This is a genomic window from Dyadobacter diqingensis, assembly GCF_024220585.1.
In the GTDB taxonomy this organism is placed as follows: domain Bacteria; phylum Bacteroidota; class Bacteroidia; order Cytophagales; family Spirosomataceae; genus Dyadobacter; species Dyadobacter diqingensis.
Genome location: NZ_JAMXKF010000003.1, coordinates 1 through 25,614, shown reverse-complemented (window position 1 = coordinate 25,614; position 25,614 = coordinate 1). Strand labels below are relative to the sequence as shown.

Here is a 25,614-nt window from a genome sequence, read left to right as displayed (position 1 = left end):
TATATTCCAAAAATCAATTTACCAGCATAATTTGTGATGAATGCATCTTCCCATACGCCTTCTGTTACAGAAGAAGCGCAAAAACAACCCATGAAGCATAGTTGCGAGCATCATGCTGAATGTATGAAAATCATTCAGTCGATTCTTGACGATGAAGCTACGGAAGCGGAAAAGGATCATTTCAGGGAAAACATGGATAAATGCCTTCCTTGTATCGAAGCTTATCGTCTTGAAAAGTGCATTAAAGAGTCATTGAGTCTCAAACTCGTGAAAAAGCCCTGTCCACAAAGCATTTTGGATACCATTTTGTCCAAAGTAAATAGTTAATCCGGTTACGCGTGAAAGGTAAGCTTATCATATTTTCTGCCCCATCAGGTTCTGGGAAGACTACCATAGTCCGGCATCTTTTAAATAAATTTTCTTCACAGCTGGCATTTTCAGTTTCAGCCTGTACGCGTTCAAGACGTGAATATGAAGTGGATGGAAAAGATTATTATTTTTTATCCATAGAAGATTTCAGACAACGGATTGCGAACCAGGAATTTGCCGAATGGGAAGAAGTGTATGCCGGAAATTATTATGGTACCCTGAAAGCAGAAATTCAAAGGCTCTGGGATGAAGGAAAACATGTAGTTTTCGATGTGGATGTCAAGGGTGGCCTTAAACTCAAGGAAGCATACGAAAAAGATGCCCTGGCGGTATTCGTAAAAGTTTCTTCGGAAGCTGAAATTGAACGCCGCCTCAACAGCCGCGGCACCGAAACAGCGCAAACAATGGCAACACGTCTTGCCAAGGTTCGTTATGAACAAAGTTTTGAGCACGAATTTGATACGGTGCTGATTAATGATGACCTGGATGAGGCTTTGAAAAAAGCGGAAGATCTGATTCAGGAATTTATTAAGGCATAACAATGATTGCTGTCATACATTTGTCAGTAATTTGTCATTTTTGTCATGACTTCCCAAATATTATTTTATGAAAATAGGTCTGTTTTTCGGATCCTTCAATCCTATACATATCGGTCATTTGATTATTGCCAATACCATGGTAACGTCGACCGATCTTGAACAGGTTTGGTTTGTGGTAAGCCCGCAAAATCCGTTTAAGAAAAACAGCAGCCTGCTTCATGAATTCGACCGCTACGATCTGGTCCAAAGGGCTATTGCAGACAACGCTTTATTGAAAGTGACTGACGTAGAGTTTCATATGCCAAAGCCCAGTTATACCATTGATACGCTGGTCAGGATGCAGGAAAAATTTCCTCAGCATGAGTTCAAACTGATCATGGGCGAAGATAATCTGGCTCAGTTTCCGAATTGGAAAAACCACGACAAAATTCTGGAATACGTTGGCTTATACGTATACCCAAGGCCGAATTCGTCAGCCCATCATTTTAAAGATCATCCCGCCGTTAAATTCGTACAGGCTCCCCTGCTGGACATTTCTGCCACATACCTGAGAGCCTGTCTGAAAAATGGAAAATCCATCCGTTACATGGTTTCCGAGCCGGTTGAAGAAATGATCCGGGTTAAGAAATTGTATGTCTGATTATTTCAAAACGGTAGTCTGATAATTAATTTCCGACAACAAGCCAATTGCATTGAATTTCAATATTACTTTTTTTGCCTCTGATTTTTTGGTGATATCATCACACTGGGGTCCCTTTTCCAGGAAATAAATATAAAACTTCGTATTCCGTTCCCCCAGCTGGTGTATATCCGGACGGCCAAGAATCTTTCCGATATCGTCGGCAAATTTCCCCAATAACTGTTTTTGTTCCCCTCTCAGATCAGCCACCAGCACAGAACGCTCACTCTTGCATCCTCCGCGGTCCTCACGCCACTTTTTCAAGTCAAGCTTACCAAGTGTATCCGGAGGCGTCGAACAGGCTACAAGCCCTAAAAACAGCCCTGCCAGGCATATCCACGATTTAACCTTAATCATATTTTTTCGTATTTCTATCGATCCGTAAAACAAACGCGAATCTAATCATATATTCATAAGGGAGGAAACTTTAGGGCTGTCGGCTTTCGGCCATCTGCGGTCGGCTTCTGCGCATAATAGCAGCCGACGGCCGGTCGCATTATTTTTCCATAAACATTTCACTAAAAATTTGTACAGCATCAGACTTTTTTGCAGCTTCCCAAAACATTTGCTAAAACACGATCAATAAACTCTTTATGAAAAAATTAATGCTTTGCGGTTTGCTTGCAATGGGTTCTTTGACCACCTACGCACAGGCCAGTTTCTCGCGTCCGCAGGATGCAACCGAGTGTTCGAATGCTTTTTTCAAAGCACTTTTGGACGAAGACAGCAATGCGCTAAATAATATTCTGGCCGACGATTTCTCCATCGTAAGCTTCGACGGTCAGCAGGTGGACCGTGATATGTTATCCCAGGGAGTTGCCCAGGGTTATATCGTGGTTGACACCGGTATAACGTCAGGCATCCGCACCCGTGACTATGGTGACGTAGGCGTGGTGACAGGCACATGGAATGTGAAGGGGAAGATCGAAAACAACGGTTTCCAAAACGAGGTAACTTACACCGTGGTTTCTGTTAAAAAAGGGGGAAGCTGGAAGGTTTCAGCCGTTCAGCTTACGCCGGTCAGATAATCTCTCAAAAATGAAAAATGGCTCCCGGGAAATAAAATCCTGGCAGCCATTTTTTTATCGCAGTTATTTACTTTTTACCAACAGGCAAAAGAACCCCAACGTTAATGGAAGCTCCGCGGTTATATAGTTTTGATTCGGCTCCGTCAAAATGCCCTACCAGGTTGTTGATCCCAAAATGATAACGGGCTTCGCCAAATACTTTCAGCGAACCAATCGGATAAGCTACCCCTACACCCGCTACAAGACCGATATCAAACTTCCGTATGCCATCGTCTCCGCTCAAAGATTGATTATCTTTTTCTTCCGAAACAAGTTCTCCGTTTAAATAGGTCTTAGTTGTGCTCTTAAATTTAAGGGGTGTTGTCAGATAACGTAATTCCGGTCCGAAAGACAAAATACCTTCCAGTTTGCCAAATTGCGGTTTATACTGAAACAAAATCGGCATTTCGATATAATTAGCAATAATCTTGCCCTTTCCTTCGATTCTGTACCGCTGGCCACTGAGCACAGTTTCATCAGTTTCATCAATCCTGGCACCACGCTGCGAAAAACCAGGCTCAACCTGAATACTCATAGTAGGTGTCAGGGCATAATTAAATAATACAGCAAAGTTAAATCCGGCCCGGGTCTTAAATCCTGGTGAGTCACTGCTAAAACCGGAATCATAGAAGTCTTCTTCATCAAATGAAAAATTTGATAAGTTAACACCTGTTTTCAAACCCACACTCATTTGTGCCCAGGATGACGAGCTGACAAAGAGGCAAAGTAAAACGGGCAAAAACAGACGGGCGGTTTTCTTCATCATAAACATGGCTTTTATTTCGGTGAGTTAGTTTTGTTAAAGTTATTCCAAAAGAAATAAAAGTTCCAAACAATTAAAGTAAACAAGTGGTAAATAATTTCTGTCAATAGACATTATCACGAATTCTTTATAATGCTTTCGGCAGTCAGCTTTCAGATTAATGTCAAGAACAAAATTTTAAACGATTAAAGGAGTAGATCCGCCGATTGCTGATAGCCGACTGCAAAAATGGCTTACAAAATAATTCGTGATAAGGTCTGATAGAAAACCGACACCGTCGTGCACAAAAAAAGCCGTCCTTTCGGGACGGCTCATTCTTCAAAATATTTATAATCAGAATACTAAACATTCATTAGAGATTCACGACGACGCATCTTACCCGCCGGGATACCAAACATCATCTTGAAACGACGGCAGAAATACGCTGTGTCCTTGTATCCAACATCAGAACCGATGGCACGGATACTTTTCTTCGAAGTACGAAGTAAGTCCACCGCTTTTTCCATGCGCTGATATTCGATGTAATCCTGAGGGTTGATACCTGTCAGCATTTTGAAATACTGTCCAACATAATCCTCGGAAACGTTCGCAACGTTCGCCAAAACTTTGTTGGAAAGATCGCCACCCAAATTGTCTTTAATGTAAGCAAAAATATCGATCAAACGAGGATCTTTGAAATAAGTACTGTTTGTAACAAGTTGTTCAACAAACAATTTATTTTTAAGAATGTAACGAATGATTTCGATTACAACTTCTTCTGTTTTGATTTTAATGATACGTCCTTTACCAGGAATATCAAGCATGTCTTCTGTCAGGATCTGGTTGATCGTGATTGCGATCTGATCGTCTCTTTTGATCAAAAACGGAGGAACATCCAGTGAAGTAAAGAAGTTAACGGTATCAAAAACCTTTGCTTCGAAGGAAATCAGACCGAAAGAATTCGGCAATTTTCCGATCAAAGCAGGGTCATGTCCTGCTTCTATATAATTATCCCGGTTTGTCATGAACTCCTCGTTCGACACGGTTTTCGCAGATTGCGTATTTCCGTATGTTACAGTCGCATGTTTTCCGCCTGGGATAAACAACATGTCACCTTCTTCTACCTTATGAGATTCTTCGCTTCCGAACGAAACTTCTCCATCGTACAAAATTGTAAGTGAATTCTGTACGTCGTAAAAATTTTTGATCGTGATAGGTTGCAGGATACGAATGTGTCGTGCCTTCACAAACTTCACTCCCAATGACTCGATAATCTTATTATAGTCTTCCATACATGTATATATTTAAGGGGCCGAAAAGACCTTTTATTCAATTTTTGTACAAATCTAATAAATTGTACAAAACTAATACAAGCATGTAATAACAAAAAATATAAAAAAAGTATCTTTTTAAGACGAAATTAATCCCACATTTAGAACAATATGTAGAAAAATGCCTTAAACGGGCTATTTTAGCAACTCACGGGCTATCACCAATTTTTGGATTTCAGAGGTACCCTCATAGATTTGTGTAATTTTTGCGTCGCGCATCAACCGCTCGACGTGAAATTCCTTCACATACCCATAACCCCCGTGAACCTGAACGGCTTCCGTTGTCACCCACATAGCCACATCGGATGCATACAGCTTCGCCATTGCAGCCGCCTGGATATAATCCTTGCCCTGATCCTTCAATCTCGCCGCCTTGTAAACAAGCAGTCTTGCCGCTTCAATCTTTGTTGCCATCTCGGCAAGTTTAAATTGTATAGCCTGGTGGTCACTTATCGGTTTTCCAAAAGTTTTTCGCTCCTGCGCATATTTTAACGACAACTCAAAAGCACCCGACGCAATACCCAATGCCTGGGCCGCAATGCCGATCCTGCCTCCATTCAAAACATTCATGGCAAACTTGAAACCGAAGCCATCGTCACCAATCCTGTTTTCCTTCGGCACTTTGACATCAGAAAACATCAGTGTGTGCGTATCGGAGGCCCGGATCCCCATCTTATCTTCCTTCTTTCCAACTATAAAGCCGGGCGCGCCTTTTTCTACTATCAAAACATTGATTCCCTTATGCGCCTTTTCAGGATGCGTCTGCGCCATAACCAGGCAAACACCCGAAGAGTTGCCGTTGGTGATCCAGTTTTTAGTGCCGTTTAATAAATAGTGATCACCTTTATCTTCGGCCGTGGTATGCTGTGAAGTCGCGTCAGAGCCTGCTTCCGGCTCCGAAAGACAAAACGCCCCGATCATATTCCCGGAACTCAGCTGAGTCAGATATTTCTTTTTTTGCTCCTCGGTTCCATAAGCCTGAATTCCCCAGCACACCAGCGAATTATTCACGGACATGATCACCGAGGCGGATGCGTCGATCTTGGAAATTTCTTCCATCGCAATCACGTAGGACAGCGTGTCCATACCACCTCCACCGTATTCCGGCCGCACCATCATGCTTAAAAAGCCAAGTTCACCCATTTTCCGGATAAGAGCCGGATCAAATTTCTGTTCATTATCACGTTCAATAACTCCGGACAACAATTCATTTTGAGCGAAATCTCTGGCAGCAAACTGTACGGCCTCATGTTCCTCACTCAGGTTGAAATCCATTCCGGTAAGTGGCGCATTATACGGCATAAGAAAAGTACTTTTGGTGGTTGTGAAACAATCAAAAATAAGGTTTTGAATTATAGTATGCAAGCATACCAATTTGTAACGCATTAAATCTTTGTGTTTTGCTGATCATTTTGAAAAAAAGTTATCTTAAGTTTGCGCCTTGATATTGATTTTTACTGATAAAACAGACACACTTCATACAAAGATATTCTAGCTCACATGCCCATTCTTACCGTTTTTTATATCAAGCTTCTCATCAATCTCGGCCTCACACTGGGCATTTTCTGGGTGATAAGCCGATCTGATCTTTTTGCAAAATGGCAGCAGGAAAAAGAGAAACTTGTATTCGCTGTCGGTTTTGTTTTGCTCCGTCTGATTCCATGGATCGGCATTTTCCTGATCATCAATGAAGATCCGCGCGGCGACATTCCATTCTTTTTTTACAAAGCCGAAGCCGCAAAGGCAGGCGGTTTCGTTTACCGCGACTTCTGGTCATATCATGCGCCTTTGTATGCTTATATCATCAGCATCCCGGTTTGGATCTGGCATAATTCCCGTGCCATTGTCCTGTTTATGGTATTGATGGAAAGCGCCATTCTGTGGCTGACTTATAAAACCTATAAAATAAAAAGTGTCAGGGCGTTACAGTACGCGATGATCTATCTGCTGCTTCCGGCCGGATTTATGTATATCCTGGTCGACGGGCAGGAGGAAGTCTGGTTTTGGGGCGCGGCATTGCTGATCTGGCGTTACACGCTCAAACACAGAGACAATTATGAAGTGGGCGCAGGTCTTCTTTTTGCGCTGACCTTACTTACAATCAAGGTAACGTTCATATTTCTGCTTCCGGCCATTTTAGTGGTTGTGAAAAAACCGCTAAAAATGCTGCTGGTTATGGCCGCCGTCGGGATTCCTGCTGTGGGTTTTTTATACTGGCAAATTGGCGACCTTTTCCTCATGCCGATTCAGCACACGGAACAGTTGATGACGCCTAATCTTTTTTCAGTCAGCCGTCCGTTTGTAGAGTTATTCATTCATATCAATGAGAAAAAATCTACAATGATCAACTGGGTTGGCTTGTTGTTTACCGTTTTTATTCCGGCCTTTATGGCTTTCAAAGCACGTCACAGACATATCAGCGAGATCCTTCCGGGCATATTCATTTCCGTTTTTGTGTGTATGATGATCTTCCAGGCCAGTGCCATGGGCGCTTACCTGATCGCTTACCTGATGGCCGTTCTTTTCGATATTATTGATATCAGAAAAACCTGGCATATTGTCGTGCTTCTTGCCGTAAACTGGCTCACCGTTGTGCAGCCTTTTGTCTGGGTTTATATTCATCAACCTTCTTATACCTCTTTTGGTATGTTTGGCAACATTTCGAATCTTTTCGAATATGTTTTACAAATCCTGAACGTATTATGTTTCGCGTGGATCCTACGCCAAACGTATCTGAGCGTAGTACATCCTGAAAAACTGGCCGTGGCATGAGTGTAGTTCTAGCAAAAACAGGCATCAGCCTTGCATGTATAATTCTTCTGGTGGTGATACTTTCACAGCGGAAAAGGCTGTCTGGATGGCTTGAAAATAAAAGTGTCAGAGTTTCGCTCATCAGTGGCTGGGTGTTATTCCGCCTGATTCCATTTATTGCAGTTTACCTGATCGCAAACATCACCCCTACCTCCGATGTTCTGGGTTTCTGGGACGAAGGCAGTAAAGCATCCATGGGCCAGGTTGTTTACCGCGACTTCTGGTCTCCGTATTCCCCTTTGTATGCCTATTTTCTGGGCATCTGGTTGAAGATCTGGTATAGTCCGAAAATGATCGTACTTACGATGGCATTGATGGACGGCGTAGCATTATGGATTTCCTGGCATTTTTTCCGCCCTTTTCAGTCACGCGGTGCATTTTTGTTTAAAGCATTGATGTACCTCATCCTGCCGGGTTCTCTGGTGCTTTGTATTGTTGGCGCGCAAGAGGATGTCTGGATGTGGCTGTTTGTGGTGCTGGCTTATCTGGTCAGGGAACGGACAGTCAGAGTCGAATGGTATGCAGTAATTCTGGGACTTGGCCTGCTGATGACCAAAGCTATTTTTGTCCTGATACTGGTTCCATTATTTTTAATTGAAAAACAAAAAATACGTTTCCTTATTCCGATGGTTATCATCGGGATACTTTCGCTGGGTATTTTGTATCCCTTGGTTGGGCTGGAATTTATGCAGCCGATGGATGAGGCCAAGGTATTACGCGCACCGAATATCCTTTCGATTATCAATCCATGGTTTTTTGACGGCATCGGCGTTGGTGAAAAGTTCTGGAACTGGGTCGGCCTTGTTACCTCGGTAGGTTTGGCGACGCTCGCCGCTTTCCGCCTTCAGCATGCCGATTTCAGGGTTATGCTCTCCCGCGTGTGGGTTGTGCTTTATGCCACGATGATGGTGATTCAGCAAAGTGCATACAGCAATTATATTTTCCTGTTTCTGATTCCGCTGGTTTTTTACATTATCGACTGGAAAAGCAGCAAACAGGTTATTCTTTTACTGATTTTCAACATCCTTTGCGTTGTCCACCCGTCTTACTGGTGGCGACTGGGCATGCCTCGTTATCTGAATCCTTCGGATATCACCGCAACGCAGGAGTCTGTTATTGACTATCTCATCCAGGTGAGTATTATCGTCCTGACCGGATATTTTGTCTGGCTGGCTTTTCCTAAAAAGGGCCTTGCTGAAACTACAAACCATTAAGCCAACCGGTTGACTTTTAACTATTTTTAAGAAAATTACTTTCCTGGTTCTGTCTACTTTTGGAGATGTCCTAACCTCTCCAAAATGCAGGCTGTTGATACACAAACGCTTTACGAACTACAAATACTATCCCGGAGTGCCAAGGAAGGCAGCATGCTGCATTTTTTCGATCAGACCAAAACACAGGGCGGACAGGATGCATTGAAAAGAATGATCAGCCGGCCGAAAGCGTCCCTGGAAGAAATTATTTCGTCTCAGCAGCTTTTGAAATTTGTGAGTACGCACGTGGATTTATGGCAGCTGCCTGTTTCCCGCGCTTACATTGCTGCCGTGGAAAATTATTACGCTTCCAACATTTCCTATACCATGTCCCAGGATGTCTTCAAACATTGGGTGGATACACTTTTATACTCCTGGCGAAATCCGGGAGAATTTTACCTCGTCCGCAGCGGTCTTACCGCCCTGCTGTTGCTGATACGCGGTATGCGCGAGCTCATCAATCGTTTTGAAGATATTGTCATACCCGACGAGCTCACGGACGATTTTGCATTCCTCCGCAAATTCCTTTTTTCAGGCAGCATGGAATCCTTTCTCAAAACAAAAGACGAACGGATCTCACTCACCTCTGTTTTTTACCGGGATTACTATTTCAGGGTTTCACATAAAAACGCATTTCGCCGCCTGCTGGATGTCTGTTACACCTTTGACGCCTATCGATCCATTGCCCTCACCAAACAGCTTCGCCATTTAAGCTTTCCTGAATTCACTGAACGTCATTCCGTTTTTGAAGCAAGTAAAATCTGGCATCCCTTAATCTCCAATGCCGTACCAAACAATTTTACCAGCGACGAAAAAACCGCTCTTTGCTTGCTGACGGGCGCCAATACCAGCGGAAAAACCACTTTTTTGAAAACCTGTGGTTTGACAGTTTATCTGGCGCATCTCGGCTGGCCGGTTCCTGCCTGCATACTTCGCCTATCATTCTCTGATAAACTGTTTACCTCCATCCACCTGTCGGATAACCTTGAACTGGGTTACAGCCATTTTTATAATGAGATCATGCGTATCAAATCCATTGCGGAAGCCTTGCATGCGGGAGATAAGTGTTTTGTGATCATTGACGAGCTTTTTCGCGGGACAAACCAGGAGGATGCTTTTCATTGCTCAAAAACGGTATTGGATGGATTTAGAAACTATCCGGGTTCCTCTTTCCTCGTATCCACTCACCTTTACGAGCTCATGGAAAAATACCGAGACTCTGACTCTGTTTCTTTCCGTTGTTTCAAAACAAAAATTACCGGCCACGATTTTGAAAATACTTTTCAGATCGAAGAAGGAATTGCTTCTGAAAGAATCGGACAGTTGATTTTGAAGAAAGTTGGCATTCCGGAATTATTAAATGAAGTTGTTTAAACTTATAGATAATCCCGAAGGGATGGCATTATTATAGAAAATACGGACAAATAACCCTAAAAGGGTGACATAACCATTTCAGAATCATTCCGCTGCCAATCACAACCAATCGGCCACCCCCACGGGGTTTGACGGAACGGCCTGACATTTACTTGCTACAATAATACCATCCCTCCGGGATTTTTTCGGGTTAATGGAAACAGAAAAAGCCTCCACAAATTTATGTGAAGGCTTTTCCTAAATTTATTTTCAACAATATTCTACTCGATTGTATCAAAACCGCAATAAGGCACCAAAACGGCCGGTACACGGATTGTTCCGTCTGCCTGCTGGTTGTTTTCCAATAAGGCCGCTACAATACGCGGTAACGCCAAAGCAGAGCCATTAAGCGTATGCAACAGCTGTGTTTTCTTATCGGCAGATTTATAACGTAGTTTCAAGCGGTTGGCCTGGTACGTTTCAAAATTGGAAACAGAGCTGCATTCCAGCCATCTTTCCTGTCCGGCAGACCAAACTTCAAAGTCAAAAGTAAGTGCAGATGTGAACCCCATATCGCCGCCGCATAAGCGCAAAATACGGAAAGGCAGTTCCAGCTTTTCCAGTAATCCTTTCACATGGTTTGACATATCCGTCAAAGCCTGATAAGAGTCCTCTGGCTTGCATATCTGAACAATTTCAATTTTATCAAACTGGTGCAAACGGTTCAATCCACGAACGTGCGCGCCCCAGCTTCCAGCCTCACGACGGAAACACGGTGTGTAAGCCACATTTTTAACAGGCAGGTCGTTTTCTGCAACGATCACGTCACGGTATAGGTTGGTAACCGGAACTTCCGCTGTGGGGATCAGATAAAGGTCATCCGCAGCGTCATGATACATCTGGCCTTCTTTATCCGGTAACTGGCCTGTTCCAAAACCAGAGTCAGCGTTGATAAGAATCGGAACCTGAACTTCGTTATAACCTGCTTTTCCGGCTTCATCTAAAAAGAAAGCGATCATGGCACGCTGTAAACGGGCCGCTTTTCCTTTGTAAACTGGGAAGCCGGCAGCGGTAATTTTATTTCCCAGTTCAAAATCGATGATCGGAGCCTGTTTTCCGCCCAGCTTTTTGATCAGTTCCCAGTGCGGCTGAGCACCTTCCGGAAGCACAGGTTTTGCACCTTGTTCCAGCTCATTTACGTTATCCTCGGCAGTGCGACCTTCCGGAACACTTTCATGAGGAAGATTAGGAAGTTTTACCAATTCACTTTGCAGCTCCTCCTCAATGGATTTGTGCTGCTCGTCAAGTTCTTTGGATCTTTCTTTCAAAACAGCCGTCTCACCTTTCGCAGTTTCCGCTTCTGCTTTTTTACCCTCTTTCATCAAACCACCGATCTCCTTCGCTTTTGCTTTGGATTGTGTTAATACCGCATCAAGCTCCTGCTGTGTTTCGCGTCGCAGCCGATCCAGTTCTATAATCCGGTCAACAGCTGCTTCCGGATCTTTGTAATGTTTTTTTATTAACCCGGCGATTGTAAGTTCCCTGTTATCGCGGATAAAAGTTGTTTGTAACATGTTTGGCTATCAGCTTGTAGCGATTGGCTATCAGCAAAACGCCAACAGCTAATCGCTGAGTAAGTTAGTCTCGGTTAAATCAGGGAGCCGTAAAAATTCCCTTCATCGCATCTTCATAATAAAAAAGACGCTCGTTAAGCACATTTAATGCCTCAGCTTTGTATTTCGAATGAATTAACAAAGAAAGGTTATGCTCCGAAGCTCCGTACGAAATCATTCGTATTGGAATATTTTTCATCGCATCAAGCACTTTCAAGGCAATTCCCTCTTTGTCCGCGCTGAAATTTCCAACGACACAAATGATATTCTGATCGCTGTCATTTTCTTCCAGATCAGCAAATTCACGCAGTTCAGCAGTAATTGCTTCCAGGTGCTCCGAGTTATCAATCGTAACCGATACCGACACTTCCGAAGTCGTGATCATATCGACAGGCGTTTTGTATTTTTCAAAAATTTCGAAAACACGACGCAGGAAGCCATATGCATTCAGCATACGGGTCGAATGAATATATATCGCTGTAATATTATCTTTCGCAGCGATTGCTTTTATTTCTCTGTCAGAAGACTGGGTAGCGATCAGCGTTCCCGGCGCTTCCGGCTGCATCGTGTTTTTCAAACGTACCGGCACACCACGAAGTTTCGCAGGTGTAATCGTACTTGGATGAAGAATTTTTGCTCCGAAATAAGCCAGTTCTGCGGCTTCTTCAAAAGTCAGCTCACGGATCGGGAAAGTGCGTTTTACGATACGGGGATCGTTGTTATGCATGCCGTCGATATCCGTCCATATCTGGATTTCCTCAGCGCGGATAGCACCGCCAATCAGCGAAGCAGTATAATCCGATCCACCACGTTTCAGGTTATCCACCTCTTCACGCGGGTTTCTGCAAATAAAACCTTGTGTAACGATCGTCTGCTTGTCCGTATGCTGGGCAAGAATAGCCGTCAGTTTTTCTTCGATTGTGTCCAGTTCAGGCTCGTTGTCCGCATCAATGCGCATAAATTCCAATGCCGGAAGCAATACAGAATTATCACCTTTTTCTTCCAGATATCCCTGGAAAAGCTGCGTGCTCAACAATTCTCCTTCGGCAACAATTTCTTTTTCCTGTTTTGCAGAAAAAGGTTTGATGCTTACCAGCGAACGGATAAATCCGAATTCATTATCAATAATTGCCTGGCCTTTGGCTAGACCAGCTTCCGTTGCATAAAGTTCTTTGATAAAAGCATCATAATGTGCCTTCAAATCATCGATTTGCTTTGCTGCCGAGGCATCTTCATTTGCCTTGGCAGCTTCTCCTATCGCAATAAGTGCGTTGGTTGAGCCGGACAAAGCAGATAAAACTACAATTTTACGACTTGGATCCGTAAGAAGAAGCTCACGGATTGAATGCATACGTTCCGGTTTTCCTACCGAGGTGCCGCCAAATTTCCAGACTTGCATAAAATATTAATGATTGAATTTTGATTACTAAATTTTTCCGAAAAGCCGAGGGAGGTCATTTTTTGGTCAGGAGGTGCCATGGATCGCAAAACGAATCATGACAATTGCCTGACAATAGATAACGACTACTTCCCAGCCACCTGCTCTTTCAGCCCTACCATCTTGATGGCTGTCATAGCCGCTTCGTCGCCCTTGTTGCCATGCACGCCACCCGAACGTTCAACAGCCTGCTCCATGTTATTGGGAGTCAATACGCCGAAAATAACGGGTTTGTTGTTTTTGATACTGATATTAGTGATTCCCTGCGCTACGGCATGGTTGATATAATCGTTGTGTTTTGTTTCCCCCTGGATTACCACACCCAACGCTATAACGGCATCGATATCTTCACGCTGTGCGAACCAGTGCGCGCCCAGGGTAAGTTCGAAACTGCCCGGAACATTTCCACGCTCGATATTTTGCCTGGTTGCACCATATTCGATCAGTGTTTTGTAAGCACCGTCATAAAGTGCTTCCGTGATCTCACTGTTCCATTCAGCCACTACGATAGCGAATTTCTTATTGCTAATATCAGGAAGGCCTTCTGTATTGAATACGCTTAGATTTTTATCTGCACTTGACATATAAACTACTTGTTATGAATAGATTATGAAGTAAAATATTTAAAAACAAAAAAAGGATAAAACCGTTGTCGGCTTTATCCTTTTCTGGAACAATAATGGATTACCATTTATTTGCCGACTTGTCCCTCTAACAATCCCATGTACTTCTTAGCGTTCACAACTTCCGATGAAAGTGGGAACTCTTCGATAACACGTTTATAAGAAGCAACAGCATCAGCAGCCTGATTTGCCTTTTCCTGAGCAAGTGCAAGCTTCATTAAATATACTGGCGTAAAAAATTCGTTTTTGTTAGAATCAGCCGCTTTCTTGTAATATGAGATAGCCTCAGCTGCCTGATTTTTTTCAAGATACGCATCACCGATCAATGACTGAGCACGAGCATTTACCAACAGATCAGAAGAACTGAAAGATTCCAGATGGCTGATCGCGTCATCATATTTTCCTTGCTTAAGCAAAGCTACACCTGCATAAAAGTTTGCAAGATTCGCAGCATCTGTGCCTTTATAACCGTCAGCAATCGCTAAAAGTCCTTCATTACCTCCGCTTCCGTTCAATGCTTTCTGCAAAGAATCAGCTTCAAAGTCATAAACTACCGAAGAAAGTGCGTTTTGCGCCGTTCCTTCCTGTCCATCTATATAAAAACGATATCCCGCAAACGCTACTACTGCCACAAGGATTGCTCCTCCGATACCTGCCAGTACTTTGCGATTTTTAAGGAAAAAAACCTCAGCCTTATTGATTTGGCCTGCTAACGCTTCCGGAGTTTCAATAATTTCAAGCCCGGACTCGTCCGTAATTTTCTTGCTCATATCAAATGATTCGTATTTTGGAGTGCAAAGTTATGAAAACTTATTTAAGTCAAAACACTTCTCGCACAATTCTTTACAGTCCGATGAAATTGATCTTCTATATTATATTAACTTTTTGTTTGATTTTTTATTATTTCAACACAATTTTTCCCTGAAAAATAAGTTAAAATCCGTTTTTCAAACAAAATAAAAACTGCGTAACGAATACATTTTCAGTAACATTACGCAGTTTCACATCGTTATATTGGGCTAGTTATTAGCTATACAATGGATATTGTGCCATCCAGTTATTGATCTCCTGTTTCACAGCAGCAATTTTTGCATCCTGATCATGGTTAACCAAAACTGTGTCGATTAAATCAACGATACGTTCCATATCTGTCTCAAGTAATCCACGTGAAGTCATCGCAGCCGATCCAACGCGCATACCCGAAGTTATCATCGGAGATTTGTCGTCGAAAGGAACCATGTTTTTGTTGATGGTGATATCTGCTTTGATCAACGTATTTTCAGCCAGTTTTCCGGTAAGACCAGAAGCTACGCCATTTTTAGTACGCAGGTCAATCAGCATCAAGTGGTTGTCTGTACCACCGGAAATGATCTGATATCCTTTTTCAACAAATGCCTTGGCCATAGCCTGGGCATTTTTCGCAACCTGCACCGCGTAGTTGTAATAACCTTCGCTAAGTGCTTCACCGAAAGCAACCGCTTTCGCAGCAATAATATGTTCAAGAGGCCCGCCTTGTGTTCCAGGGAATACACCTGAATCCAGCAAAGACGACATCGTACGAAGTTGTCCTTTTTGTGTTTTGATACCAAACGGGTTCTCAAAATCGTCACGCATCATAATAACACCACCACGAGGTCCACGCAATGTTTTGTGTGTTGTTGTGGTAACGATGTGGCAATGTCCAAACGGATCGTTTAGCAAACCTTTTGCGATCAGTGCAGCAGGGTGAGAAATATCAGCCAAAAGAATGGCACCCACCTGGTCAGCAATATTACGCAGTCTTTCATAGTCCCAGTCACGGCTGTAAGCAGATGCTCCGCAGATCAATAACTTCGGACGTTCTTTCAAAGCAGTTTCCTCCACTTTATCCCAGTTGATAAGGCCTGTCTCCGCTTCAACACCGTAAAATACAGGCTGGAAATATTTACCTGAAATGTTTACGGGAGATCCGTGAGAAAGGTGACCACCGTGTGCAAGGTTGAAGCCCATAATTTTATCACCCGGGTTCAGACATGCTACAAAAACGGCCATATTCGCCTGAGCACCAGAGTGAGGCTGAACGTTTGCCCATGTTGCGCCGAACAATTCTTTCAGACGGTCAATCGCAATTTGTTCAATTTCATCGACTACTTCACAGCCACCGTAGTAACGCTTTCCCGGAAGACCTTCTGCATACTTATTAGTAAGTACACTTCCTGACGCTTCCATCACTTGCTTGGATGTAAAATTTTCGGAAGCAATCAGCTCAATACCTGATTCTTGACGATGTTTCTCTTTATTGATAAGGTCAAAAACTTGGGTATCACGTACGACGCTTGTGAGTGTAGACATGGTATTTCTCTTGAAATGATGTGATGTTTTTTTAACAGGATACAAAAATACAATAGATTATTTGGTAATGAAATTTTAGCGCACACTTTATGTTGATTTCGTCGTTGAACTATTGCGTGTACGAGCACCCTTTAATAATTAACACAAAGTTATTTTTTAAATTTTTTTAATAATATTCACTTTGTGTTGTAATTTTGCTCCCGAAAATTTTATCATAACTTTAACGCGGTCTATTCGGTATCGCGTTATTTATGATTAAATTTATTGAAAGTTTAATCACTATTTCACAACCGGCTATTCCGAATTTTATTCTTACTAAACTCTTGATCAAAGATCACATTTAATCAAACACATGGACCAACAATCTCTTAATCCGGAAACAATTTTAATGCAGGCGGCAGATAACGCTATTGTCTCAGGCGGAAGTGTAGGACAACCGATCACGTACGAAAAGATTCCGACCCAGATTTTCGCTGATTCCAAAGATGCCTCAAGTGCGGTGGCTAAGGAAATTGCAGACCTTATCCGCCAGAAACAAAAAGAAGGCAAACCTTGCGTTTTAGGATTGGCAACCGGTTCTTCTCCAAAGACGGTTTACGCCAAACTGGTTAAAATGCACAAGGAAGAAGGCCTGAGCTTTAAAAATGTAATTTCATTCAACCTGGATGAATATTATCAGATGGAGCCGGATTCTATCCACAGCTACCACAGGTTCATGAAAGAACAATTGTTTGATCATGTAGATATTTTGAAGGAAAATTATTTCCTGCCGGACGGAACAGTTCCTGCTGCGCTTGTTCGCGACTACTGCACGTCTTATGAAAATAAAATAAATGCGGTCGGCGGACTTGATTTCCAGCTTTTGGGTATTGGTGGAAACGGTCACATTGGTTTCAACGAACCAGGTTCGCTGATCAACGCACGCACCAGATTGATCACCCTTGATCACTCTACACGTGCTGCGGCTGCCATGGAATTTGGCGGATTGCATAAAGTACCCCGCAAAGCGATCACATTGGGTGTTGCTCCTATCCTGAGCGCACGCCGTATTGTTTTGCTTGCCTGGGGCGAGCGCAAAGCATCGGTTATTAAAAGTGCGGTGGAGGGACCTGTTACAGAACGTAACCCGGCTTCTTACCTGCAGGCACACCCGGACGTATCTTTTATCCTTGATGAAAGTGCGGCTTCTGAATTGACACGTGTGAAAACACCTTGGGCGGTTGATTCGGTGGTTTGGGATAATAAAATGATTAAAAAGGCCGTGACTTATTTGTCCCAAAGCCTTAATAAGCCAATCCTGAAACTTACTGACAAGGATTATAACGACAATGGTATGAGTGATTTGCTGGCACAATACGGCGCCTGCTATGAAATCAATATCAATGTTTTCAACCAGTTACAACATACAATCACGGGATGGCCGGGTGGTAAGCCAAACGCGGATGACACCAATCGTCCGGAACGTGCGCAGCCTGCCAAGAAACGTGTGCTTATTTTCAGCCCGCACCCGGATGATGATATTATCTCTATGGGCGGTACTTTCCAGCGTCTGGTTGACCAGGGACATGAGGTACATGTTGCTTACCAGACTTCCGGAAACATTGCCGTTGCCGATGATGAGGCACTTCGTTTTATCGATTTCGTGGTTGACTTTAACAAGGAATTCGGGATCAACAGTCCGGAAGCAACCAAATTATTTACGGATGCAAAAGACTTTTTAAGACATACAAAGGACAGCGAAATCGATACGCCGGAAATTCGTCACGTAAAAGGCTTACTGCGCCGTGGTGAAGCCAAGGCTACCTGTCGTTTTGTTGGCATCCCAACCGCAAACGCGCATTTCCTGAACATGCCTTTCTACGAAACCGGTACAGTTCAGAAAAACCCGATCGGAGAAGAAGATATCCGTATCATCGAAAATCTGATTGAGGAGATCAAACCGCATCAGATTTACGCAGCCGGTGACTTCGCCGATCCGCACGGAACGCACAAAGTATGCTGGGACGCTATCGAAGCGGCATTGGAACGTTCAAAACACAAGAATTTCATGAAGGATTGCTGGGTATGGTTATACCGCGGAGCATGGGCTGAGTGGGATATCTATGAAATTGAAATGGCTGTACCAATGAGCCCGGATCAGGTGCTGAAAAAACGTCAGGGAATTTTCAAGCATCAGTCGCAAAAAGATGGTGTGGTATTCCAGGGCGACGATTCACGTGAATTCTGGCAACGTGCAGAAGAACGCAACAGCGGAACAGCTCAATTGTACGATAACCTCGGTCTTGCCGAATACGAAGCGATGGAAGCTTTTGTTCGCTGGAAATTTTAGACTGAACAATTGATATAAAATGCAAAGAGCTGTAAAAAAATTTTTACAGCTCTTTGCATTTTTGTTAGTATGGGATTTACCCGAAAGATATATTTTAACAATAGTAGTGCGCAATGATTTTCATACCAGACTTCTTAGTATGAAAGGCGGATCGACCGTGAAAGCGTAATCAGGATTACAGTTCCATATCAATCCACATGCGTTGAGCCATTTTCTCAACCATGTTCATAACTCCCTGTACCGCTCCGAAAATAACACACAGAGGCAGTATTACCGGTAAAAAGATGAGCCACTGAAGCGCCATCGTGAAATTGAACTTTTTTAAAACGGGTGCTTTCATAAGATCGGGGGTTATTCAAAGGACCACAAAACTGATTCACAAATTAACTATAATTTACTTATTATCAACGTAAATATAGAATAAAACGTTTATTTGACATTAAAAATTTCAATAAATAATGTAATTATTTCTATGTCATTTTATTGGAAAGCATTTTTCATGCGCGGCCTACCTATCAAAATACCGGCTTGTGTAGAAAAAAATTTGTTAATTTGTTATAGTAAAGCAAACCTACATATTTAAAATATGGCGTCTTCCGACATCATTCAATTATTACCCGATTCCATAGCCAATCAGATAGCCGCCGGAGAAGTTGTCCAGCGTCCTGCATCGGTTGTGAAAGAACTTCTGGAAAATGCCATAGATGCCAAAGCTGGTAATATTCAGGTTATTTTGCGTGAAGCCGGCAGAACATTGATACAGATTATCGATGATGGAATCGGTATGTCTGAAACGGACGCAAGAATGTCTTTTGAACGACACGCCACTTCAAAAATCCGCCAGTCGGAGGATTTGTTCCGTATCCGTACCATGGGTTTCCGCGGTGAAGCCCTTGCATCCATAGCTGCCATTGCCCAGGTTGAACTGCGTACCCGCCAGGCTGACAGCGAGCTTGGAACACTGATACGCATTGAAGGCTCCGAAATAAAAACACAGGAAGCAGTTGCCTGTATTCCGGGAACAAGCTTTTCGGTAAAAAACCTTTTTTACAATGTTCCTGCAAGACGGAATTTTCTAAAATCCAATTCTGTTGAAATGCGTCATATTCTGGACGAATTTCAGAGAATTGCGCTGGCACATCCGGAAGTTGGATTTACGCTTCATCATAACGATACCGAAGTTTTTAATTTATATCCGGGAAAACTGGTCCGCCGGATCATTGATATATATGGCCGCGCTTATCGCGAACAGCTGGCTTTTTGCCAGGAAGATACTTCCTACATCAGCGTCCGCGGATATATCGGCAAGCCCGAATTTGCAAGAAAAACCAGAGGTGAGCAGTTTTTCTTTGTGAATGACCGCTACATCAAGCATAATTACATGCACCACGCGGTAACAAGTGCCTTCGATGGTACCATCCCCGAAGGCAGTCATCCGTTTTACGTGCTCTTTATCGAGATCGACCCGTCGCATATTGACATCAACATCCATCCGACAAAAACGGAAATCAAATTTGATGACGAGCGTTCGGTTTATGCCATCATCATGGCTGCCGTAAAAAAGGCGGTTGGGGTATATAACCTGTCGCAGTCCATCGATTTTGAGGATAATATCAATTTCCTGAATCCGTCACCGTCCGATCCGAATAACGACAGCATCCCCCGCACGGTTTTGCCCGATTGGGCTGCCCAGTCGCGACATGCTGAAAATGGTCCGTCGAAAACAAACCTGACCAACTGGAACAAGTTATTCGAAGGTTTACAAAATACGGACGACAGAAGCCGGGAACTGGCCGCCTTTGAAATGAATTCGACAACGGTTTCCCGTCCGACTTCGTACCAGGAGCAGCCGATGACGATCGCCAGTAAGGTGAACCGGATGGCTTCAGAGGTTATTTCTGCCCCGGAAAGTGATGCGGTACTTTTTCAATTGCACAACCGCTACATTCTTTCTCAGGTGAAGGACGGTATCATGCTGATCGACCAGAAAGCGGCTTATGAGCGCATTCTTTACGAACGATACCGTAAAATGCTTACCAACCGCAACGGAGCCTGTCAGCAGCTTTTATTTCCCAAAACAATCCGTTTGACGCATTCGGATATGCAGCTGGTGAATGAAACGAAAAAGGAAATCCGCAGCCTTGGTTTTGAATTTGATGAATTCGGATCCAACGAGCTGATCATTCGCGGAATTCCGGCCGATTTGCCCGAAGAAAGCGAGCAGGATCTTTTTGAAGAACTGATCGAGCAGCTGAAACAGAGTTATTCGGATTTAAAGCTGAACAAGCCCGAAAGCCTTTCAAGATCGCTGGCACGCCGGTTTTCGGTGCGTTATGCGGTGAAACTTTCGTTCCTTGAAATTCATACATTGATCGATCAGCTTTTTGCTTCAACAGACCCAAACAGGACACCAAGCGGCGAAGCAATTATCGTATTATTAACGATGGATAAGTTAAGCAGTATCTTTAAAGGTTAAGGAAACGAAAATGAACCTTAAAGAGTTATAGATTACAAACTTTTGATTTTGAATAGACAATGTTACAAATCACACCGACTGTTAAAAACTTACTGATACTGAACATAGTGTTTTTTATTGTTGATGCATACATTTTACCTCTATCTTCCAGGTTTGCGTTAATGCCGGTGCTATCACCTTCATTTATGCCTTACCAGTTTGTAACCTATATGTTTCTGCACGGTGGCATCGGCCATTTGTTTAGTAATATGTTTGGTTTGTTCATGTTTGGTCCATTGCTGGAAAGAATGTGGGGACCCAAGCGTTTTCTGTTTTTCTACTTTTTTACAGGGATCGGAGCCGGTATACTTTTCTCCGGAATTGGCTACTACGAAAACTCGCAACTGCTTAAAGCTGTGGAGGTTTATGTACAATATCCAACACCGGACGGGCTGGTCGACTTCATGAGTCACCATGCAAAAGGTTTTTATCAGGCCAATCTTGATTTTTTTAACGGATTTGAAGAAAATCCTACCAATACTTCGTATATTCAAAATAGTATTAGCCTGGTTAAAAGTGTGTATCAGGCCAATATCGATATACCGATGGTTGGCGCATCAGGCGCCATTTTCGGGATTTTAATGGCGTTTGGGTTATTGTTTCCAAACACCGAGCTGTTCATGCTCTTTATTCCGTTTCCGATCAAGGCAAAATATTTTGTCGCGTTTTACGGTTTATATGAGTTGTATTCGGGTATACAAAATGTACAATCCGATAATGTTGCTCACTTTGCGCACGTTGGAGGAATGCTATTTGCATACATATTGTTGCGTTATTGGGGCACACAGAAACAAAATTTTTATTGAAAGAAGAAAATGAGCAATATTGTTGACGACATAAAGAGAGAATTTCAAAAATCGGAGAATTCGCTCGTAAAAATTATATTAATTAATACGGCCGTTTTTCTGGTGTTATTATTGGTAAAAATAATTTTTACGCTCAGTCAGTCATCCAATATTTATGTCTGGATTATTGACATGCTCCAGTTACCGGCATCGCCTCAAGAGTTTATCCGGAAGCCCTGGACACTGATAACTTATTTTTTCACACACGAGGATATTTTCCATATTCTCTTCAATATGCTGTTTTTCTACTGGTTTGGCCGGTTGATCGACGAATATTTAGGAGCTAAACGTGTTGTTGCCTTATACTTTCTGGGTGGGATCACCGGTGGTTTGATATACATGCTGATCTATAACCTGTTACCTTTTTTCCAATCACAGGTGGAAAGTTCTACTATGCTGGGAGCATCTGCCGCAGCGTTTTCTGTGGCTGTCGGCGCTTCCACGCTGCTTCCGAATTATACCTTTAACCTGATTTTTTTAGGGCCGATACGGATCAAATTTATTGCACTTTTTTATATCATTTTATCCCTTGCACAAACCGTTGGGCCTAATGCAGGTGGAAACCTTGCACATTTGGGTGGCGCACTGGTTGGGTATATTTTTATCAAATTGTTGCAAAACGGTACCGACTTGGGTAAACCTATCTACGCCATCATGAACGGCTGGTCGGGACTTTTCCGCAGACGCCCTTCCATGCAGGTGACTTATCGCGAAAAACAGGTTTACAGAAGCACAAGTGTCTATTCTTCGTCCACTTCATCATCGACGATAGAAATGCCTGACCAGCATGAAATTGACACGATTCTGGATAAAATCTCGAAGTCGGGCTATGAAAGCCTTACCAAAGAGGAGAAGCAAAAATTGTTCAAGGCCAGTCAGCAAAAATAAAAAGTCGTAGTCATCATCTATTTGTTTAATTTTGCGCGTCTTTTTAGATAAGGCCGATTACCAAAATCTGATTTTCAATAGCTTTCTATATGCTTATAACACCAGGAAAACTACTTGCTAAGATTGATTCTCCCGAGGATTTAAGAAAGCTGGACCGTACTCAACTTCCTCAGGTTTGTAACGAATTACGCCAGTTTATAATAGATAATGTTTCTGTTTACGGAGGTCATTTTGGTGCCAGTCTGGGTGTTGTAGAGTTATCGGTTGCCCTTCATTACGTATTCAATACACCCGACGACCAGCTGGTATGGGACGTTGGGCATCAGGCTTATGGCCATAAAATATTAACCGGTCGACGGGATAATTTTCACTCCAACCGTACTTACGGCGGACTTTCGGGTTTTCCAAAGCGGAAAGAAAGCATTTATGATGCCTTTGGTGTAGGACACTCTTCTACTTCCATTTCATCTGCACTCGGTATGGCCGTAGCGTCAGCACTTCAAAATCACCACGACAGGCAGCATATCGCTATCATCGGCGACGGCGCTATGACGGCCGGGATGGCTTTTGAAGGTATGAACCATGCAGGCGCAACAGATTCCAATCTGCTGATTATCCTGAACGATAACTGCATGGCGATTGATCCCAATGTGGGCGCTTTGAAAGAATATCTGACAGATATCACTACTTCTCAGACTTACAACAAGTTCAGAGACGAGGTTTGGAATATGCTCGGCAAGATGAGCAATTTTGGTAAAAGTGCGCAGGAAGTTGTTTCGAAGGTAGAAGCTGTGATGAAAACGGCGATACTTCGTCAAAGCAATCTTTTTGAGTCACTGGGTTTGCGTTATTTTGGACCGATCGATGGAAATGACATCGGACATCTGACGGAGGTACTGAAAGATCTCAAAAGCATTCCCGGACCGAAACTTTTGCATTGTTTAACGGTAAAGGGAAAAGGATACGGTCCTGCGGAAAAGGACCAGACCAAATGGCATGCTCCCGGAGTTTTTGATAAGATTACCGGAGAAATAAAGAAAAAAGTTTACGATACGCCGCAGCCTCCAAAATATCAGGATGTTTTTGGCAATACGCTTGTTGAACTGGCAGAGAAAAACCCAAAAATCGTTGGCGTGACGCCGGCAATGCCATCAGGATCTTCTATGAATATCATGATGAAAGCAATGCCGGACAGAGCCTTTGATGTGGGTATTGCAGAACAGCATGCGGTGACTTTTTCAGCCGGTATGGCTACCCGCGGTGAAGTTGTTTTCTGTAATATATACTCTACTTTCATGCAGCGCGGTTATGATCAGGTTGTTCATGACGTGTGTATGCAGGAGCTTCCTGTTATATTTTGTCTGGACAGGGCCGGTTTAGTGGGCGCTGACGGGCCAACGCATCACGGCGCTTATGATATTGCATTTATGCGGTGCATCCCGAATATGATCATTTCTTCGCCGATGAACGAGCAGGAACTTCGTAATTTGATGTACACGGCCCAGCTGGACATTGTTCAGAAGGGAACGCAGGCATTTACAATACGATATCCCCGTGGAAACGGAGTGATGCCTCAATGGCAAACGCCATTGGAAGAAATTAAAATTGGTACCGGTCGGAAAATAAAGAACGGTACAGATATCGCTATTTTAACTCTGGGACCCGTTGGAAATTATGTTACCGATGCTTGTGATATTTTAGATAAGGAAGGTTTCGATGTAGCGCACTATGATATGCGTTTTGTAAAACCTCTGGATGAAAATATGCTCCATGAGATTTTCAGAAATTTCGACCGTGTCATAACGGTTGAGGATGGCTGTTTGCAAGGTGGTTTTGGAAGTGCGGTTCTTGAATTTATGGTTGATCAGGGTTATAACTCAAAAATTAAAAGGTTAGGTATTCCTGATGCCCTTGTAGAGCATGGAGAACCGTCCGAATTACACCACGAATGTGGATTTGATACGGAGGGAATCATTAGTTCAGTCCGTTCCTTTATGCATACATCCGCTTCTGTGCGTGTTTAGAGAGCTTTAAAAAATTTGAGCCGTGGTGATTTAATCTTCATCACGGCTTTTTTATGCTCCTAAATCAATATAGCTCACAAATATTACGCAGCTGTCTCTAAATTAAAAGTCCAACCATTTACACTCTTTCATGCATTGTTGTTCATTGTCGGCGGAACATTGTGGGCTATTTACAATTGAACCCGATTCCAACGTTAATTGCCATTACCGTTCAGTAATACAAGATGAATCTCAAAACTGATTGCTGCGGTTTACAGGACAAGTATATGCTGCCAATATAATAACAGTAATTTTCTTCAAGAATAATGCTGCTTAGATCCCAGATTCGTTCCTAGGGCACGTTGTAGTAAGTAAGCAAGGGAATAAGGTCAACCCTTGGGATTTAGCATATCCAGGGACTTAATAGGGGCAGAATTACCTTTCATAAGCTGAGCTCGTTCAACCATATATTGATATTATTCCTGTCTGCTAATAACCAATGAGGAAAATAACCGAACAGCAAAACTAAATTGCATGAAAATTAAAGTTTTGTTTGACGGTTCTCAGCTGTGAATGGTTTGGAAAAAATACACCGATAAAACTTCCAAATTTGACGTAAGCAGCGCTCAAATATTATTAATGAGCGAGAGAACCTTGTGACAGGTAAAGAAAGCTCAAATCATCCTATTTTGCTGTACTTGCCCAAGTCATTTACTTTGGCAGCCCAGCCAGTAGGATAATAGATTTACATGATGTAGTAATGAAAGCTGAAATTTCAAAAATTCGAAAGCCCTGAAAACAAAAAAGAGGCTGTCTCAAAAAGGCAGTCTCTTTTTACTTTTATTAGTGTTGTTTATTTTTTTGAATTGCTTATCTTTAGGTATA

22 protein-coding genes are annotated in these 25,614 nt (G+C 42.9%); 12 read left to right on the top strand and 10 right to left on the bottom strand.

The features are described from left to right. Positions 1-36: 36 nt before the first annotated feature. The 3 genes from M1L62_RS09200 (at position 37) to nadD (ending at position 1,548) form a co-directional block, all read left to right on the top strand. The gene (locus M1L62_RS09200; RefSeq protein ID WP_254412750.1) at positions 37-327 is read left to right on the top strand and encodes a phosphohydrolase; all 291 of its coding nucleotides are present in this window, start codon (positions 37-39) and stop codon (positions 325-327) included. Between the two features lie 11 nt (positions 328-338). Continuing rightward, a complete protein-coding gene (gene gmk / locus M1L62_RS09195) occupies positions 339-908 on the top strand; it encodes a guanylate kinase (protein WP_254412749.1) in 570 nt (189 codons plus the stop codon). 67 nt (positions 909-975) lie between these two features. Further along, entirely contained in the window at positions 976-1,548 is a 573-nt protein-coding gene (nadD, locus tag M1L62_RS09190) for a nicotinate (nicotinamide) nucleotide adenylyltransferase (protein WP_254412748.1), read from the top strand. Here the strand turns inward: nadD and M1L62_RS09185 are convergent, their stop codons facing one another. Continuing rightward, positions 1,549-1,944, bottom strand: coding sequence for a hypothetical protein (locus tag M1L62_RS09185; RefSeq protein ID WP_254412747.1), 396 nt, complete (start codon positions 1,942-1,944; stop codon positions 1,549-1,551). 236 nt (positions 1,945-2,180) lie between these two features. On the opposite strand from M1L62_RS09185, the gene M1L62_RS09180 reads away from it, so the two are divergent. After that, entirely contained in the window at positions 2,181-2,615 is a 435-nt protein-coding gene (locus M1L62_RS09180) for a nuclear transport factor 2 family protein (protein WP_254412746.1), read from the top strand. Between the two features lie 67 nt (positions 2,616-2,682). Here the strand turns inward: M1L62_RS09180 and M1L62_RS09175 are convergent, their stop codons facing one another. The 3 genes from M1L62_RS09175 to M1L62_RS09165 form a co-directional block, all read right to left on the bottom strand. Then, positions 2,683-3,420, bottom strand: coding sequence for a porin family protein (locus M1L62_RS09175; RefSeq protein ID WP_254412745.1), 738 nt, complete (start codon positions 3,418-3,420; stop codon positions 2,683-2,685). Positions 3,421-3,758: 338 nt separating this feature from the next. Next, on the bottom strand, positions 3,759-4,688 hold the full coding sequence (locus M1L62_RS09170) for an AraC family transcriptional regulator (protein WP_090336674.1): 930 nt from the start codon (positions 4,686-4,688) through the stop codon (positions 3,759-3,761). Between the two features lie 174 nt (positions 4,689-4,862). Continuing rightward, positions 4,863-6,002, bottom strand: a complete 1,140-nt coding sequence (locus M1L62_RS09165) for an acyl-CoA dehydrogenase (RefSeq protein ID WP_254413383.1) — start codon at positions 6,000-6,002, stop codon at positions 4,863-4,865. A 225-nt stretch (positions 6,003-6,227) separates the two neighbouring features. Between M1L62_RS09165 and M1L62_RS09160 the strand changes: the two genes are divergently transcribed. The 3 genes from M1L62_RS09160 (at position 6,228) to M1L62_RS09150 (ending at position 10,165) form a co-directional block, all read left to right on the top strand. Beyond that, positions 6,228-7,499, top strand: a complete 1,272-nt coding sequence (locus M1L62_RS09160; RefSeq protein ID WP_254412744.1) for a glycosyltransferase family 39 protein — start codon at positions 6,228-6,230, stop codon at positions 7,497-7,499. Further along, a complete protein-coding gene (locus tag M1L62_RS09155) occupies positions 7,496-8,752 on the top strand; it encodes a hypothetical protein (RefSeq protein ID WP_254412743.1) in 1,257 nt (418 codons plus the stop codon). The genes M1L62_RS09160 and M1L62_RS09155 overlap by 4 nt, the downstream gene beginning before the upstream one ends. Positions 8,753-8,836: 84 nt before the next feature. Next, positions 8,837-10,165: a MutS-related protein gene (locus M1L62_RS09150; protein ID WP_254412742.1), complete on the top strand. Its 1,329-nt coding sequence runs from the start codon at positions 8,837-8,839 to the stop codon at positions 10,163-10,165. A gap of 260 nt (positions 10,166-10,425) precedes the next feature. Here M1L62_RS09150 and serS read toward each other — a convergent pair whose 3' ends face one another. The 5 genes from serS to glyA all read right to left on the bottom strand — a co-directional run bounded on the left by serS (position 10,426) and on the right by glyA (position 16,149). Further along, complete coding sequence (gene serS, locus M1L62_RS09145; protein ID WP_254412741.1) at positions 10,426-11,718, bottom strand: serine--tRNA ligase; 1,293 nt, start codon at positions 11,716-11,718, stop codon at positions 10,426-10,428. A gap of 79 nt (positions 11,719-11,797) precedes the next feature. Then, complete coding sequence (locus tag M1L62_RS09140) at positions 11,798-13,156, bottom strand: aspartate kinase (RefSeq protein ID WP_254412740.1); 1,359 nt, start codon at positions 13,154-13,156, stop codon at positions 11,798-11,800. A gap of 125 nt (positions 13,157-13,281) precedes the next feature. Beyond that, positions 13,282-13,779 carry a 6,7-dimethyl-8-ribityllumazine synthase gene (gene ribH, locus M1L62_RS09135; RefSeq protein WP_254412739.1) on the bottom strand — a complete coding sequence of 166 codons (498 nt, stop codon included), beginning with the start codon at positions 13,777-13,779 and terminating at the stop codon, positions 13,282-13,284. A gap of 107 nt (positions 13,780-13,886) precedes the next feature. Further along, positions 13,887-14,588: a tetratricopeptide repeat protein gene (locus M1L62_RS09130; RefSeq protein WP_254412738.1), complete on the bottom strand. Its 702-nt coding sequence runs from the start codon at positions 14,586-14,588 to the stop codon at positions 13,887-13,889. A 256-nt stretch (positions 14,589-14,844) separates the two neighbouring features. Continuing rightward, positions 14,845-16,149, bottom strand: coding sequence for a serine hydroxymethyltransferase (gene glyA, locus M1L62_RS09125; protein WP_254412737.1), 1,305 nt, complete (start codon positions 16,147-16,149; stop codon positions 14,845-14,847). Between the two features lie 388 nt (positions 16,150-16,537). On the opposite strand from glyA, the gene nagB reads away from it, so the two are divergent. Next, complete coding sequence (nagB, locus tag M1L62_RS09120; protein ID WP_254413382.1) at positions 16,538-18,478, top strand: glucosamine-6-phosphate deaminase; 1,941 nt, start codon at positions 16,538-16,540, stop codon at positions 18,476-18,478. A gap of 175 nt (positions 18,479-18,653) precedes the next feature. Here nagB and M1L62_RS09115 read toward each other — a convergent pair whose 3' ends face one another. Further along, the gene (locus tag M1L62_RS09115; RefSeq protein ID WP_254412736.1) at positions 18,654-18,818 is read right to left on the bottom strand and encodes a hypothetical protein; all 165 of its coding nucleotides are present in this window, start codon (positions 18,816-18,818) and stop codon (positions 18,654-18,656) included. Between the two features lie 246 nt (positions 18,819-19,064). Between M1L62_RS09115 and mutL the strand changes: the two genes are divergently transcribed. The 4 genes from mutL (at position 19,065) to dxs (ending at position 24,750) form a co-directional block, all read left to right on the top strand. Continuing rightward, the gene (gene mutL, locus M1L62_RS09110) at positions 19,065-20,954 is read left to right on the top strand and encodes a DNA mismatch repair endonuclease MutL (RefSeq protein WP_254412735.1); all 1,890 of its coding nucleotides are present in this window, start codon (positions 19,065-19,067) and stop codon (positions 20,952-20,954) included. 59 nt (positions 20,955-21,013) lie between these two features. Beyond that, complete coding sequence (locus M1L62_RS09105) at positions 21,014-21,799, top strand: rhomboid family intramembrane serine protease (protein WP_254412734.1); 786 nt, start codon at positions 21,014-21,016, stop codon at positions 21,797-21,799. A 9-nt stretch (positions 21,800-21,808) separates the two neighbouring features. Further along, the gene (locus M1L62_RS09100) at positions 21,809-22,726 is read left to right on the top strand and encodes a rhomboid family intramembrane serine protease (protein WP_254412733.1); all 918 of its coding nucleotides are present in this window, start codon (positions 21,809-21,811) and stop codon (positions 22,724-22,726) included. A gap of 89 nt (positions 22,727-22,815) precedes the next feature. Next, positions 22,816-24,750 (top strand): 1-deoxy-D-xylulose-5-phosphate synthase, encoded by a 1,935-nt coding sequence (gene dxs, locus M1L62_RS09095; protein WP_254412732.1) that lies wholly within the window; start codon positions 22,816-22,818, stop codon positions 24,748-24,750. The last annotated feature ends 864 nt before the right edge of the window (positions 24,751-25,614 follow it).